This is a genomic window from Herbiconiux sp. L3-i23 (genome assembly GCF_023734115.1).
GTDB lineage: Bacteria > Actinomycetota > Actinomycetes > Actinomycetales > Microbacteriaceae > Naasia.
Genome location: NZ_AP025737.1, coordinates 751572 through 766975, shown reverse-complemented (window position 1 = coordinate 766975; position 15404 = coordinate 751572). Strand labels below are relative to the sequence as shown.

8 protein-coding genes are annotated in these 15404 nt (G+C 70.4%); 5 read left to right on the top strand and 3 right to left on the bottom strand.

Annotated elements, in window-relative coordinates; all coding sequences use genetic code 11:
• Positions 1–38 precede the first annotated feature (38 nt).
• On the top strand, positions 39–1910 hold the full coding sequence (locus NGH83_RS03610; protein WP_251857704.1) for an RCC1 domain-containing protein: 1872 nt from the start codon (positions 39–41) through the stop codon (positions 1908–1910).
• Between the two features lie 49 nt (positions 1911–1959).
• Here the strand turns inward: NGH83_RS03610 and mnmA are convergent, their stop codons facing one another.
• Both mnmA and NGH83_RS03600 read right to left on the bottom strand, forming a co-directional pair.
• Positions 1960–3066, bottom strand: a complete 1107-nt coding sequence (mnmA, locus tag NGH83_RS03605) for a tRNA 2-thiouridine(34) synthase MnmA (RefSeq protein WP_251857703.1) — start codon at positions 3064–3066, stop codon at positions 1960–1962.
• Between the two features lie 385 nt (positions 3067–3451).
• The gene (locus NGH83_RS03600) at positions 3452–4642 is read right to left on the bottom strand and encodes a cysteine desulfurase family protein (protein ID WP_251857702.1); all 1191 of its coding nucleotides are present in this window, start codon (positions 4640–4642) and stop codon (positions 3452–3454) included.
• Between the two features lie 20 nt (positions 4643–4662).
• Here NGH83_RS03600 and glgX point away from each other — a divergent pair, with 20 nt between their 5' ends.
• From glgX to NGH83_RS03585, 3 genes are all read left to right on the top strand, one after another.
• A complete protein-coding gene (glgX, locus tag NGH83_RS03595; RefSeq protein WP_251857701.1) occupies positions 4663–6705 on the top strand; it encodes a glycogen debranching protein GlgX in 2043 nt (680 codons plus the stop codon).
• 131 nt (positions 6706–6836) lie between these two features.
• A complete protein-coding gene (locus NGH83_RS03590) occupies positions 6837–9086 on the top strand; it encodes a glycoside hydrolase domain-containing protein (RefSeq protein ID WP_251857700.1) in 2250 nt (749 codons plus the stop codon).
• 5 nt (positions 9087–9091) lie between these two features.
• Entirely contained in the window at positions 9092–10387 is a 1296-nt protein-coding gene (locus tag NGH83_RS03585; protein WP_251857699.1) for a glycosyltransferase, read from the top strand.
• Between the two features lie 66 nt (positions 10388–10453).
• Here the strand turns inward: NGH83_RS03585 and glgP are convergent, their stop codons facing one another.
• Positions 10454–13021, bottom strand: coding sequence for an alpha-glucan family phosphorylase (gene glgP, locus NGH83_RS03580; RefSeq protein ID WP_251857698.1), 2568 nt, complete (start codon positions 13019–13021; stop codon positions 10454–10456).
• A gap of 286 nt (positions 13022–13307) precedes the next feature.
• Between glgP and NGH83_RS03575 the strand changes: the two genes are divergently transcribed.
• On the top strand, positions 13308–15383 hold the full coding sequence (locus tag NGH83_RS03575; RefSeq protein WP_251858440.1) for an alpha-1,4-glucan--maltose-1-phosphate maltosyltransferase: 2076 nt from the start codon (positions 13308–13310) through the stop codon (positions 15381–15383).
• Positions 15384–15404: the final 21 nt, after the last annotated feature.

Genomic DNA, 15404 nt, shown 5'->3' with positions numbered 1-15404 from the left:
CCACCCGAACGGCGCGGTCTTCTGGGGGACACCGACTCATGAGGCTTCTGCACGCGCTGGCGGAACGACGCGACCGGCCGACCCGTGGGCGGGTCGGCACGCGCAAGCGCCGTCGTCAGCTGGTCGCCACCGTCCTGGCTTCGGTCGCCGCGGTGGCCGTCGTCACCGTCGGATCGACGGGCGCGTACTTCACGAGTGCCTCCATCACGGCGACGCAGACCGGGAGCGTCGCCGCCTTCGCAGCCCCGGCCGGCCTCGTCGCGAGCGCCACCAACGGCGGCAAGTCGACGAACGTCACGTGGTCGGCGCCCACCACGCGCCCCTGGGAGTCGAACAACACCGGCGTCACGCCGACTTACACGGTGAAGCGGAACACGGTCAACGACTTCAGCGCCAACTCGGGTGCCGTCACCGTGCAGAGCGGCACGCAGCTCCTCGCGAGCGACACGGTCGGCTCCGCCCCCGTCTCGGTGGCCGCAAGCGGCGTCTGGGGATTCCAGCGCATGGACGCGAGCATCGCGCTCATCAACGGCAAGCCGTACCGGTGGGGCTTCGCCTTCATGGCCGACGATCGCACCGCGATCTGGCAGGGCTACGGCACCCAGCCCGCCTTCAACACGGGGACGCTCACCGAGATGCTCTTCGAATCCGGTGCCGAGGAGCTCATCTCCGTCGCTCCCGGACGCGACCACGCGTGCGCTCTCTCCATCACCCGCAAGATCTACTGCATCGGCTTCGGTCAGTGGGGACAGACCGGAGACGCCACATCGACGGCCGCAGGCGGCTCGACCTCCATCGTGCGTTGGCGTCAGATCCAGGATCCGCGAGGCGTCTTCACCGGCAAGTCCATCGCACAGCTCGTTTCAGGCGAGTACTTCAGCTGCGCCCTCGCCACCGACGGCACCATCGGCTGCTGGGGCTACAACAGCGTCTGGCAACTCGGCAATTCCGGTGCGACGGGAGGCAACTACGGCGCCCCGGTCAAGGTCGCTCAAGCGAACGGGACGGACTGGCCCGCGTTCGCGACGAACAAGCCGACGATGATCGCCGCGGGCGCATCCCACGTCTGCGCCCTCAAGGGTCCGACGCTCGGCTCGGACGGGCGCCCGGTCCCGCCGACGGCGCCCGTCGCCTGTTGGGGACAGTCGACGAGCAACGCCCTCGGAACGTACTCCGGCGCCAACACCGCCACCCCGCAGGACGTCGCCGACCCGAACGGCGTCCTCGCCGGTGCCACGGCGATCACGGCAGGCACTCAGGCGACCTGCGTGCTGAACACGGCGGCGACCGCGAACGTGGCCTGCTGGGGTCTCGGCATCCTGCTCGGTCGAGCCGCGGGAACCGAGGCGAGCCCGCCCGCCAACAGCGGTGTCCCCACCGCGATCACGACCTCGGTCGGCGGATTCTCGTCCATCGATCTGAGCAACGCCCACGCCTGCGCCGGATCCGGCACCCAGGTGCTGTGCTGGGGCAAGAACTCCTTCACCAAGCTCGGCGTCACGGGCGCCTCCGAGAACATCTTCCTGCCCCGCGCCGTCGTCGACACCGACAACGCCTTCCTCGGCGAGCGGATCACCAGCGTCGCGGCGGGCTGGAGCCACTCCTGCGCATCCACCCAGGGCGGCAGCGTGGCCTGCTGGGGCTACGGTGCGCTCTATCAGCTCGGGCAGGGGAACTCCGCCACGGACGGCAACTCGAACACCAGCACCGCGAAGCCGGTGACGATCCTGTTCGACGGCACGGCGTTGCGCCCCGCCGCCAATCGCACGCTCACCTGCCTCGACGGCGCGACCCTGAACGGCACGACCTGCTCGCTCGTCCCCGGCCGCAGCTACTTCTACGAAGTCACCTACACGCTGCCCGGCGCGAGCTCGTGGGTGAGCGCCGCGGCGCGGCTGGCCCGGAGCTGAGCGCCGGGCGCCGCAGGGAAGATCCGCCGGACGCGCCGACGCGGGTCGTTCAGACCTCGGCGGGGACCGCGGAGACGGTGCGGTCGATGGTGCACTGGCCGAGTACCCGGGTCCCGACGTAGACGACGGCGGTCTGGCCGGGCGCGACGCCGTCGAGCGGGACCTCGGGGGTGACGACGAGTTCGCCGTCTCGAACGACGGCGACGGCGGGCACCGGGTCGGCGTGGGCGCGGATCTGCACGTCGCAGGCGAACGGCGTGGCGGGGTCGGCGGGTGCGAGGCCCGCCCAGGTGTACCGGGATCCCGCGATCTCGGCGGTCGCGAGCGCCTCCTTCGGGCCGACGACGACCTGGTTGGTGCGCGGCTTGACCTCGAGGACGAAGCGCGGACGGCCGTCGGGGGCAGGGACGCTGAGGCCGAGCCCGCGACGCTGACCGACGGTGTAGGCCTGCGCGCCGTCGTGGCGGCCGACCTCGGCGCCCGACCGGTCGACGATCGAACCGGGTTCGAGGTCGACGCGCTCCGAGAGCCAGCCGCGAGTGTCCCCGTCGGAGATGAAGCAGATGTCGTGACTGTCGGGCTTCTGGGCGACCGCGAGCCCGCGCGCGGCGGCTTCGGCGCGCACCTCGGCTTTCGACGGGGTGGCGCCGAGCGGGAACATCGAGTGCGCGAGCTGCTCGGCGGTGAGCACCCCGAGCACATAGGACTGATCCTTCGCCCAGGCCGACGCCCGGTGCAGTTCGCGGTTGCCGTGCTCGTCGGTGACGATGCTCGCGTAATGGCCGGTCGCGACCGCGTCGAAGCCGAGGTCGAGCGCCTTCTCGAGCAGCGCCGCGAACTTGATGCGCTCGTTGCAGCGCATGCAGGGATTGGGGGTGCGGCCGGCGGCGTACTCGGCGACGAAGTCGTCGACGACGTCGGCCTTGAACCGCTCCGAGAAGTCCCACACGTAATAGGGGATGCCGAGGACGTTGGCAGCGCGCTGGGCGTCCATCGAGTCCTCGATGGTGCAGCAGCCGCGGCTGCCGGTGCGCAGCGTGCCCGGCATCCGGCTGAGCGCGAGGTGCACCCCGACGACATCGTGACCGGCATCGACCGCGCGCGCGGCGGCGACCGCGGAGTCCACTCCCCCGCTCATGGCCGCCAGAACACGCATCCGAGAAGTCTACGCCCGCCCCTCGCCCCTTCGGCCGGCGCCGTCTCTCGTGCCCGCCCCGTCACCCGCCCCTGACCGAATCAAGGAGAAATGGGCGTCGAGTCACACGCTCATGCCGATCCGAGGCCGCGAGCGGCGAGAACTCCGTGATTTGGTCAGTCCTGCCCCCGCTCTCTGACCGAATGCAGGAGATCTTCACGCCGAGGGGCAGTTTCGGGTCCAGAACCGGCCCACGACGCGAAAAACTCCTGCACTTGATTCGGCACGCCCCCAGTACTGACCGAATTAGGGAAAAGCAGGCTCCATTCACACGTTCATGCCGATCCGGGCCCGCGAGCGGCGAGAACTCCCTGATTCGGTCAGTTCGGCCTAGCGGGTCGGGCGGTCAGCGGCCGAGGTGCGGGGTGCGGGAGGAATGGCCGGCCCGACGGGCTTGGTCCAGGGCGGCAGGCAAAGCGGCCAGGAGGGCGTCGACGTCGGCGTCGGTGCTCGAGGGGCCCAGGGTGATGCGCAGCGCGCCACGGGCCTCCGACTCGGGGAGCCCCATGCCGAGCAGCACGTGCGAGAGCTCCGAGACCCCGGCCGTGCAGGCGGATCCGGTGCTGACCGAGACGCCCGCCATGTCGAGCAGGAACAGCAGCGAGTCGCCGTCGAGGCCGGGGAAGGTGAAGTGCACGTTGCCGGGCAGCCGCCGGGTCCCGGTCGCGCCGCGCAGCACCGCGTCGGGGGCGACCGACCGCACCCCCGCGATGAGGCGGTCGCGCAGCACGCTCATCGCGGCGGCGTGCTCCGCCAACCGGTCGGTCGCGATCCGCGCGGCGGTCGCGAATGCGACGGCGCCGGCGACGTCCTGAGTGCCGGAGCGCACCTTGCGCTGCTGCCCGCCGCCGTGCAGCAGCGGCACGAGGGTCGCACCGCGGGCGAGGACGAGCGCGCCGACGCCGACGGGGCCGCCGATCTTGTGCGCCGACACGCTGAGCGCGGAGAGCCCGCTCGCACGGAAGTCGATCGGCACCGACCCGAACGCCCCGACCGCGTCGGAGTGCACCGGCACTCCCGCGTCTGTGCTCAGCAGGGCGAGCTCCGCGACGGGCTGAACGGTGCCCACCTCGTTGTTGGCCCAGATGACGGACGCCAGCGCGGTCCGCGGACCGTCCGCGGCGAGCGCCTCGGCGAACACGTCCGGCCGCAGCGTGCCGTCGGAGTCGACGGGCAACTCGACGAGTTCTGCCCCCTCTGCGCTTTCGAGCCACTCGACCGTGTCGGTCGTCGCGTGATGCTCGCCGGCGGGGAAGAGCACGACGGGTCTCGTCCCGCCTGCGACCCGTGCCCAATACAGGCCCTTGAGCGCCGCGTTGATGGCCTCGGTGCCGCCCGAGGTGAACACGACCTCGACCGGGTCGCAGTTCAGCGAGGCGGCGAGTTCTTCGCGAGCCTCCTCGAGCATCTGCTTGGCGCGCTGCCCGTCGCCGTGGATCGACGCGGGGTTGCCGACCACGGCGAGCGCGCGCGTGTACGCCTCGAGCACCTCCGGGATCAGAGGTGTCGTCGCGGCGTGATCCAGATATACGGACATCGACGAATACTCTAGAAAGCATGGCTGGGGGCGATGTACTCGAACGCCTCGGTGTCAGCGCCGTTCCCGGCGAGGTTCCCGAGCTGCGCGTGTGGAGCGCGAACGCGAAGACCCTCGAGCTCGTGCTGTTCGACGACGCCGACCCGCACTGGATGACGTCCGTGTCGCCGCTGACGCGCGGCGAGGGCGACGTCTGGTCGGTCCGCTCCCCCGCCCTGACCCCCGGCCGCCGCTACACGGTGCGCGCGTCCGGCCCGTCCGAGGCCAAGGACACCTTCAACTCCGCGTCGCTGCTGCTCGACCCGTACGCGCGCGGCGTGGTGCGCCTCGGCCCGGGCAACTGGCGGAGCGCGGTCGTCGACGACTCCTTCGACTGGGGCGGCGTGGACAAGCCGGCCGTCCCGCTCGACCGCTCCGTGATCTACGAGGCCCACGTCCGCGGGTTCAGCAAGACCAACAAGCGGGTCCCCGCCGCGCTGCGCGGCAGCTACGCCGGGCTCGGTCACGAGGGCAGCATCGACTACCTGAAGGATCTCGGCGTCACCGCGGTCGAGCTGCTGCCCGTGCACGCCTTCGGCAGCGAGATGCGTCTCGTCGGCCAGGGGCTCAGCAACTACTGGGGCTACAACAGCTTCGCCTTCTTCGCCCCTCACCCCGGCTACGCGTCGCGAGCAGCCCAGCAGGCGGGCCCCTCCGGTGTGCTCCGCGAGTTCAAGCAGATGGTCAAGTCGCTGCACGAGGCGGGCATCGAGGTGATCCTCGATGTGGTCTACAACCACACCGCGGAGGAGGGCATCGGCGGCCCGCGCTACAGCTTCCGCGGCATCGACAACGCCTCCTACTACCGGCAGACCGACTCGGGCCAGTACATCGACACCACCGGCTGCGGCAACTCCCTCGACTTCGGGCACGCGGTCCCGCAGCGGCTCGTGATCGACTCGATCCGGTACTGGGCGAACGAGCTGCAGGTCGACGGGTTCCGCTTCGACCTCGCCGCCGCCCTCGGACGCGACGAGCGTGTGCACTTCGACCCGCAGCATCCGCTGCTCACCGCACTGCGCGACGACCCCGCGCTGCAGGGCGTCAAGCTCATCGCCGAACCGTGGGACGTCGGCATGGGCGGCTGGCAGACCGGCAACTTCCCGGACGGCTGGAGCGAGTGGAACGACGGCTACCGGGGCACCGTGCGTGACTTCTGGTTGAGCGACATCGCCGCGATGCGGCACTGGCAGCACCCGCCGGCCGGCATAGGGCGCCTCTCGGGGGCGATCTCCGGATCGGCGGACGTCTTCCACACCGATCGCGGCCCCCTCGCCTCCGTCAACTTCGTCACCGCGCACGACGGCTTCACCCTCGCCGACCTCACCGCCTACAACACCAAGCACAACCTCGGCAACGGCGAGCAGAACCGCGACGGCACGAGCGACAACCGGTCGTTCAACTTCGGCGTCGAGGGCGACACCCGCGACCCCCGCGTGCTCGCCGACCGGCGCCGCGCGATGCGCAACATGACGGGCACCCTCCTGCTCTCCGCCGGTATCCCGATGATCACCGCGGGCGACGAGTACGGGCGCACCCAGCGCGGCAACAACAACGCCTACTGCCACGACAGCGACCTCACCTGGGTGTCGTGGCTGCGCAGCGACTGGCAGGAGGAGCTGCGCGAGGTCACCCGCACGCTCCTGCGCATCCGGCGCGAGAACCCGGCGCTGCGACCCAAGCGGTACGCGGTGCTCGACCAGTCGATCCCGCACGCGACCGAGCGCAGCTGGTTCTCGGCCGAGGGGCACCCGATGGCCGACCACGACTGGCATTCGCCGTCGAACCGGACCGTGCAGTTCGTCGCCTCGTCGACGCCTGACGACGAACCCGCGAACACGGTGCTCGTCGTGGTGCACGGCGCGGAGCACGAGCACTCGGTCGTGCTGCCGGGGCACGAGGGCATCAGCGGCTACGAGCTGCTGTGGACGAGCGCCGACGACGCAGCCTCGGGGACCCGGCTGGAGGTCGGCGAGCGCTACAGCCTCGACGGCCCCGCCCTCGCCGTCTTCCGCGCCTCCTGACCCGGTACCTCGCGAGGCGGTTCCGCTCCCCTGCCGGACGGCTCGCGTTCAGCCACGCTTAATCTGTCCGCAACCTCCCAAGACCCGGCAGCCCGTACCGTCTCCGCATGAGTTCCAGGGACGTGACGTAAGTGACGCGACGGGTCGATCCGTTCATCGGCACCGAGGTCACCGAACTCCCCCCGCAGACAGGGCTTGCGGCCACGTGGTGGTGGCCGAAGCCGCAGATCGGCAACACGCATCCGGGGGCGACGTCGCCACTCGGGATGGTGTCCGCCTGCGCCTACTCGGGCGCCTACCCGACCGGCTACGGACGCTACGACCTCTCCCTCGACGGGATCCCTCCTGTGATCCACGACCGGCAGCTCGCGTCGGGTTTCACGCATTTCCAGCAGTCGGGCACGGGCGCGATCCGCAAGTACTACAACTACTTCCGGGTGACGCCGACGGTCGAGCCGCTCGACGAGCTGGGCCGCAGCTACGAGATCACCGACGAGCAGGCCGAACCGGGCTGGTACCGCGCCGAGCTCGACTCCGGCATCTCGGCCGAGATCACCGTCGGCCCGAAGAGCGCGGTGCACCGCTACACCTTCCCGCGACACAATAACGCGCGCGTCGTCATCGACTTCTCGCTCGGCGGCCTCTCCATCCCCTACGGCGCAACGGTGCCACTCCGGGCCCACCTCGAGTCGCTCGAGCCGGGCGTCGCCGCCGGTGAGATCGTCGTCGAGGGAACGCCCCTCTCGGTCTACATCGAGTGCGACGCCCCCACCTGGCGGCGGATGCTCTGGTACGACCGTCGGCTGATGCACGGCGGCACGCGCCTCGACTTCGACCGCATCAGGCCCACCACCCTCCGACCGTTCGGCGTCATGTGGGCGGGTCCCTCCGCGCCCGGCGAGCAGGTCGAGCTCCGCTTCGGCTTCTCGCTGCGCGGCGTCGAGCAGGCGCGGCAGAACCTCCGCGACGACTGCGGCGACGGGGCCGACGCGTTCGATCGACGGCGCGAGCTGACCCGCGCGAGCTGGAACGACGCCCTCGAGAAGGTGGACGTGGTGGCCCCGACCCAGGAGCGCGAGACCGTCTTCGGCACAGCCCTGTACCACTCGCTGATCAAGCCGTGCCTGGCCCCGGACGAGAGCCCGTACTGGCCGACCGACGGCGCGTTCGCGTTCGACATCAGCACGATGTGGGACATCTATCGTACGCAGCTGCCCCTGCTCACCACCCTCGTTCCCGAGAAGGCCGTCGAACTGGCGAACGCGATGCTCAACATCTGCGAGGAGGAGGGCAACTTCCCGATCGGTTACCGGATGGCCCGCGGCAGCGACCGGTTCTCGCGGCAGGGCAGCGCCCTCGCCCACACCTTCCTCGCCGACCTCTGCGCGCTCGATTTACCCGGCATCGAGTGGGACTGGGCGCTCGTCCACATGGCCAACGACCTGCGCCGGACCTACGGCGAGGAGTACCTGCAGCGCGGCGAGGCGCATCCCATCACGCACACGCTCGACATCGCGTTCGGCTACTGGTGCACCGCGCAGGTGGCCGAGAAGGTCGGCGACAAGGCGCTCGCCGAGCAGTTCTACACGCTGTCGGAGCGCTGGGTGAACGCCTTCGACCCCGCGACCGGGCTGCTGAAGGACTCCACCTTCTACGAGGGCAGCCGGCACAACTACTCGTTCCGCATCCTGCACGACATGGCCGGCCGCATCGCGTTGAGCGGCGGCGACGACGCCTTCATCGAGCAGCTCGACGCCTTCTTCGGCTACGGAGCCGCCCCCGTGACCCAGCCGGGGCTCGCTCCGGGCCCCGACGAACTGCTCGCGGGATACCGCCTCGGCAGGTTCGAAGGACTCAACAACGAGCCCGACATGGAGGTGCCCTGGGCCTACCACTGGGCCGGACGCCCCGACCGCACCGCCGAGATCGTGCACGACATCGTGCACCAGCAGTTCGGTCCCGGCCGCGGCGGACTGCCCGGCAACGACGATTCCGGCGGCATCAGCTCCTGGTACGTGTGGGCGTCGCTCGGCCTGTTCCCCGTGGCCGGTCAGAATCTCGTGCTCCTCGGTCCGCCGTCGTATCCGGAGGCGTCCATCGCGGTGGGCGACGGCACTCTCCGCATCGCGACCGACGGCTTCACCGAGCCGACCGCCGGCGGCCCGCCGCAGTACGTGCAGTCCGTGCTCTGGAACGGCGAGCCGCTCGAGCGCACCTACCTGCACGGCGGCGAATTCCGCCGCGGCGGCGATCTCCTCTTCCGCCTCGGCGCCGAGCCGAGCGACTGGGGTACCGCGGTCCGCCCGCCCTCCAGCTCGCGTCGCAGCACCGCGCTGCCCACGACTTCCACCTCCGTTCCTCCCGCCGCAGTAGAAGGGTGACTCCCATGACCAAGACCGAACGACGCCTCGTGATCGTCGTCCGCGCCGATCCGGTGATCTGCGGCCACTCCGTCGAAGCACGCAACCTCGCCGAGACGGCCCTCGAGCGCGGCTTCTCCGAGGTGCGCATCGTCACCTGGCCGATCGAGCGCCTCAAGGAGGCGGGGCTGCCGCTGAAGCCGCTCGACGCTGTTCTCCCCTACAGCCCCGGCATCACGGTCGAGCGACCCGAGCCGGTCGGCGACTACAAGGTGCCCGACGGCCGCTACGTCGCCGGCATCACCGGACGCCTCGTCGAGCTCTTCACTGACGGCGTGCCGACCGTCGCGCTCTCGCTCTATCTCAGCCCGCACACCCTCGCCGTCTCCGACGCGCTCCGTGCCGCGTGGGGAACCGGACTGCCGGTCGACGTGACGACCGTCGCCGAGGCCGTCGGATCGGATGTCACCAATGTGGTCCGCACCGCGGTCGAAGAGGGGCGCCTCGGCGCTGCGGCGCACATCCTCTCGAGCTACCTGTCGCAGGACCTCTGCGTGGCGGTCTCGGAGTACACCCGCGATCTGATCGTCGCCGAGGCCGAGCAGATCGACCTGCGCCACGGCACCCGGTTCGCCGACCAATGCCGCGAACGCATCGCGATCTCGTACCCGGCGATCGACTCCGACCCGTACCTCGACCTCGACGACACCGCCATCGAGGCGGCACTCGCCGCGCGGGGTCTGCGCCGCGACGGCTACGTGCTGTTCCTGTCGCGGCTCGCCGCGGCGAAGGGGGTCGACGACCTCATCGCCGGATTCGAGCGCAGCCACCTCGCCGACGACGTCGCACTCGTCATCGCGGGCCGTGGTCCGCAGGAGCAGGCGTTCCGGGATCGCGCCGCCGAGTCGCCGCTCGCCGACCGCATCGTCTTCCTCACCGACGTCGGCGACGGCGAGAAGCCGTACCTGATGGCGGGTTGCGCCGCGTTCGCGCTGCCGTCGAAGCCGCGTCCCGAGTTCGTCGAGACGTTCGGCATCGCGCTCGCCGAGAAGATGCTCGCCGGGGGCGGCCCCGTCATCACGGTTCCGACCGGCGGCATCGGCGAGGCCGTCGGCGACCACGCGATCCTGGTGCCGGCGGAGGATCCCGACGCGATCGCCGCGGCGCTCGACCGCGCGATCCTGCACACGTCGCGCGAGGAGCGCGAGCTCTCGGCGATCGCCGCGCGCGAGTACGCGTTGCGGTTCGACCGCCGCCGGGTGTTCGACCGCCTCTTCGACCGCCTCCCGGCCCGAGTCCCGATCCCTGCCCCCGTCGACTGACGACGCTCACTCGCCCACTTCACCCCGTCGGGAAGCTCCGACACGGGGTGAAGTGGGCGAGTCGGGCTACTTCGCGACCGCCACCAGGCCGAGTTCGGCGGGGCTCGCGAGCGAGGCGTTCTTCGGCACGATGCGCACGTTGTAGCCGAATGAGCCGGGGCTCGTCAGCGTGACGGCACCGGCGAACGTGGTCGCGCCCTCGCTCGAGCCGCCATCGCCGTCCTCGGCGAGCGGCACGAGTTCCACGAGGGTGGTGTTCTCGAGGGTGTCGCCCTCGAGACTGCGGCCGTACACGACCTCGACGCTGACGTCGTCGGCGGTGAGAGTGCCGAGCTGCACCTGTGCACGCACGTGCAGTTCATCGCCGATGCGCGGGATGGCGGCGAGGCCCCCAGACTCGACGTGCAGCACGTGCACCCCGCTCCACGCCTCGTCGACGCGCTGCTTCCAGGCGGCGAGCTCGCGGCCCCCGGCGTAGTCGTCTTCGGCGATCAGCGCCGCCGCCCGTCCGGCCGGGGTGTAGAGCGTCTCGACGTACTGCTTCACCATGCGGTCGGCGGAGAGCGTCGGCGACAGGGTGGCGAGGGTGTGCCGCATCGACGCGAGCCACCGCTTGGGCACGCCCTCCTTGTCGCGGTCGTAGAACCGGGGCGCGACCTGATGTTCGATCAGGTCGTACAGGGCGGTCGCCTCGAGCGCGTCGCGCTCGGCGCCGTCGCCCGCGGCGTCGGAGGACGGGATCGCCCAGCCGTTCTCGCCGTCGTAGTACTCGTCCCACCAGCCGTCGAGGATCGACAGGTTGAGGGCGCCGTTCAGCGCGGCCTTCATGCCGGAGGTCCCGCACGCCTCGAGCGGGCGCAGCGGGTTGTTGAGCCACACGTCGGTGCCCGGGTAGAGCAGCTGCGCCATCGCGATGTCGTAGTTCGGCAGGAAGACCAGCCGTCGGCGCACGTCGGGGTCCTGGCTGAACTGCACCAGTTCCTGGATGAGGCGCTTGCCCTCGTCGTCGGCGGGGTGCGACTTGCCCGCGATGATCAGCTGCACCGGCCGCTTGCGGTTGGTGAGGATCGCCTTCAGACGCTTGGGGTCGTGCAGCATCAGGGTGAGGCGCTTGTACGTCGGCACGCGCCGCGCGAAGCCGATCGTGAGCACATCGGGGTCGAGCACGTCGTCGATCCACGAGGGCACGACGGTGCCGGGGCTCTGCGCGAGCCACGACTCCCGCAGACGGCGGCGTGCGTCCTCGATGAGCTGCTGGCGCATGTCGCGCTTCACATCCCAGAGGTCGGTGTCGGCGAGGGCGGACGAGGTCCAGTCGGCGCGCGTCGTGTCGTAGGTGCCCAGCTTGTCGGCGGCGAGACGCAGCAGCATCGGGTCGGTCCACGTCGGCGCGTGCACGCCGTTCGTGACCGAGGTGATCGGCACGTCGTCCGGGTCGAATCCCGGCCAGAGCCCGGCGAACATGCCGCGGCTGACGGCCCCGTGCAGCAGCGACACCCCGTTCGCGTGCTGGGCGAGTCGCAGGCCCATGACGGCCATGTTGAACACGTCGGGATTGCCGCCCGCGTAGTCCTCGGCGCCGAGGCGAACCACGTCGGGCGCGTCGACCCCCGGAAGCAGGTCCGTGGAGAAGTACGTCTCGATCAGCGAACGCTCGAAGCGGTCGATCCCGGCGGGCACGGGCGTGTGCGTGGTGAACACGGTGCCAGCGCGCACGACCTGCAGCGCCTCGTCGAACGACAGGCCTCCCGCCGCGACGAGGTCGCTGATCCGTTCGAGGCCGAGGAAGCCGGCGTGCCCCTCGTTGGTGTGGAACACCTTCGGGAAGCGGGTGCCCGTGAGGTCGACGTACGCCTTGATCGCGCGGACACCGCCGATGCCGAGCAGCAGCTCCTGCAGCAGGCGGTGCTCGCCGCCGCCGCCGTAGAGCCGATCGGTGACGGTGCGCAGCGACTCGTCGTTCTCGGGGATGTCGGTGTCGAGCAGGAGCAGCTTCACCCGGCCGACATCCGCCTGCCAGATGCGGGCGAACAGCGTGCCGTTCGGCAGGGCGAGGGCGACCTGCACCGGGGCGCCGTCGGCGCCGCGCAGCACCGACAGAGGGAGGCCGTCGGGGTCGAGGACGGGGTACGCCTCGAGCTGCCAGCCGTCCGGCGAGATCGACTGGGTGAAGTAGCCGGAGCGGTAGAACAGACCGACGCCGAGCAGCGGCACCCCGAGGTCGGAGGCGCTTTTCAGGTGATCGCCCGCCAGGATGCCGAGCCCGCCGGAGTACTGCGGCAGTGCGGCGGCGATGCCGAACTCGGGCGAGAAGTACGCGATCGCCGACGGCGCATCCGTCACCGTCTGGTACCAGCGGGGTTCGGAGATGTAGCGGCGCAGGTCGTCGCGCAGCGCGTCCGCCCGCTCGACGAACTCGGAGTCCGCCGCGAGCGCCTCGACCCGGTCGGGCGAGACGGCACCGAGCAGTGCGACGGGATCGCCCGTGCGCTCCCACGCCTCGGGATCGATGTAGTCGAACAGTTCTCGCGTCGGCTCATGCCATGACCACCGCAGGTTTCCCGCGAGTTCGTCGAGGGCCGCCAGTGACTCCGGCAGCACGGTTCGGACGGTGAATCTGCGGATCGCCTTCATACGCTGAACGCCTTTCCTGACCTCGGTGCTGCTCACCCTATGACGTGCAGGTGACGCACCGCCGAACCGCCACCGTCGATTCGTGACCACCGCCGACTCAGCCGGGCGCGAGCCGAGCCGCAGCGCCCTCTCGGCGCGCACCCATTCGGTTCCCAGGTGAACGGCCAGGTTGCGGCGAGAGCCGCGGGTTAGAGTGTCGACCGTGGCTACTCCACAGAACGGCAGAGACGCTACGGCTAAGCCGACGACCGCCGCGAAGCCGAGCGGCACCTCGCGGCGTGCCGCCATGCCCGGTGCTCGCGCATCGGTCTCCCGGTCGGCGATCGACAAGCCGATCCCCGACACCCCGGCCCCGTACACGACGGTGATCGGCCGCATCCCGATCCTCGACCTGTCGCCCCAACAGCCCGACGACCTCTGGCCGGCGAAGGCCTTCGACGGCGAGGTCGTCCCCTTCAGCGCGACCGTCTTCCGCGAGGGCCACGACCTGCTGGGCGCGGACCTGGTGCTCACCGATCCGTCGGGGAGGACTCGCGAGTTCCGGCTGGCCTCCCTCGGGCCCGGCACCGACCGGTGGGGCACCGAGATCCGCATCGACGGCACCGGCGACTTCACCTGGCGCATCAAGGCGTGGTCCGACGACTTCGGCACCTGGCTGCACAACGCCGAGGTGAAGGTGCCGGCGGGTGTCGACGTCGAGCTCATGTTCCAGATCGGCGCCGGCCTCCTCCAGCGCGCCGCCGGCGAGAAGCGCCCCGAGGCCGACCGGCGCGTGCTCGCCGACGGCGCCACGGCACTGCTCGACACGAGCCTGTCGAGTGAGGCGCGCATGCTGGTCGCCGCCGACAACCGGCTCCGCGGCATCATCGACACGGCGCCGATCGCGAGCCTCGTGACCACCTCCCCCACCCGCACGCTGCGGGTCGAGCGCGAGACCGCCGGCCGCGGGGCCTGGTACGAGTTCTTCCCCCGGTCCGAGGGCGCCCGCAAGCGTCCCGACGGCACCTGGCAGTCGGGCACCTTCCGCAGCGCCGCCCGGCGCCTGCCGCACATCGCCGCGATGGGCTTCGACGTCGTCTACATCCCCCCGATCCACCCGATCGGCACGACGAATCGCAAGGGCCCGAACAACACTCTCGTCGCGGGCCCCGACGACCCGGGATCGCCCTACGGCATCGGCTCCGACGACGGCGGTCACGACGCCATCCATCCCGACCTCGGCACCGAGGAGGACCTCGCGTTCTTCCTCGAGACGCTGAAGCGCACCGGCCTCGAGCTCGCCCTCGACATCGCCCTGCAAGCCTCGCCCGACCACCCGTGGGTCACCGCGCATCCCGAGTTCTTCACCCGCCTGCCCGACGGCTCGATCGCGTACGCCGAGAACCCGCCGAAGAAGTACCAGGACATCTACCCCCTGAACTTCGACAACGACCCCGAGGGCATCTACCGCGAGATGCTGCGGGTGTTCCGGCACTGGATCGACCTCGGCGTCAAGATCTTCCGGGTCGACAACCCGCACACCAAGCCGCTGTCGTTCTGGGAGCGTCTGCTGCACGACATCCACGCCGAGCACCCCGAGGCGATCTTCCTGTCGGAGGCCTTCACCAAGCCGGCGATGATGCGTGCGCTCGCGAAGGTGGGCTTCCAGCAGAGCTACACCTACTTCACCTGGCGCAACACGAAGGAGGAGCTCGAGGAGTACCTCACCGAGCTCGCCACCGAGACCGCCGACTACCTGCGTCCGAACTTCTTCGTCAACACCCACGACATCCTCACCCCGTACCTGCAGTTCGGCGGTCGTGCCGGATACAAGATCCGCGCCGCGATCGCCGCGACCGCGGTGCCCACCTGGGGCGTGTACTCGGGGTACGAGCTCTTCGAGGACGTCGCCCGACCGGGCTCCGAGGAGAACATCGACAACGAGAAGTACGAGTTCAAGCCTCGCGACTGGGCGAAGGCGCAGCAGCTCGGCCTCTCCCTCGCGCCCTACCTCACGAAGCTCAACGAGATCCGCCGCGAGCACCCGGCACTCGGCCAGCTGCGCAACACGCGCATCCACTGGTCCGACGACCCGGAGATCCTCGTCTTCAGCAAGCACCTCGCGGGCCGATTCACCCCGACGGGCGCGTCGGACACGATCATCGTCGTCGCGAACCTCGACCCGCACTCGGTGCGGGAGACGACGGTTCACCTCGACCTCGCGCAGCTGGGGCTCGACCCGGGCGCGAGCTTCCAGGTACGCGACCTCGTCACCGACGCCGTCTGGACCTGGTCCACCGACAACTACGTGCGACTCGACTCCTTCGCGGAGCCGGTGCACATCCTCCACGTCACCCGGCAGGTCGGCTCCGAACCGTCCTAGGTCTCAACACTGTCCTAGGGC

Coding starts and splice junctions, on each gene's coding strand:
- NGH83_RS03610 (WP_251857704.1), top strand. CDS start 39: ATGAGGCTTCTGCACGCGCTGGCGGAACGACGCGACCGGCCGACCCGT.
- NGH83_RS03600 (WP_251857702.1), bottom strand. CDS start 4,642: ATGTCCGTATATCTGGATCACGCCGCGACGACACCTCTGATCCCGGAG.
- glgP (WP_251857698.1), bottom strand. CDS start 13,021: ATGAAGGCGATCCGCAGATTCACCGTCCGAACCGTGCTGCCGGAGTCA.
- NGH83_RS03585 (WP_251857699.1), top strand. CDS start 9,092: ATGACCAAGACCGAACGACGCCTCGTGATCGTCGTCCGCGCCGATCCG.
- mnmA (WP_251857703.1), bottom strand. CDS start 3,066: ATGCGTGTTCTGGCGGCCATGAGCGGGGGAGTGGACTCCGCGGTCGCC.
- NGH83_RS03575 (WP_251858440.1), top strand. CDS start 13,308: ATGCCCGGTGCTCGCGCATCGGTCTCCCGGTCGGCGATCGACAAGCCG.
- glgX (WP_251857701.1), top strand. CDS start 4,663: ATGGCTGGGGGCGATGTACTCGAACGCCTCGGTGTCAGCGCCGTTCCC.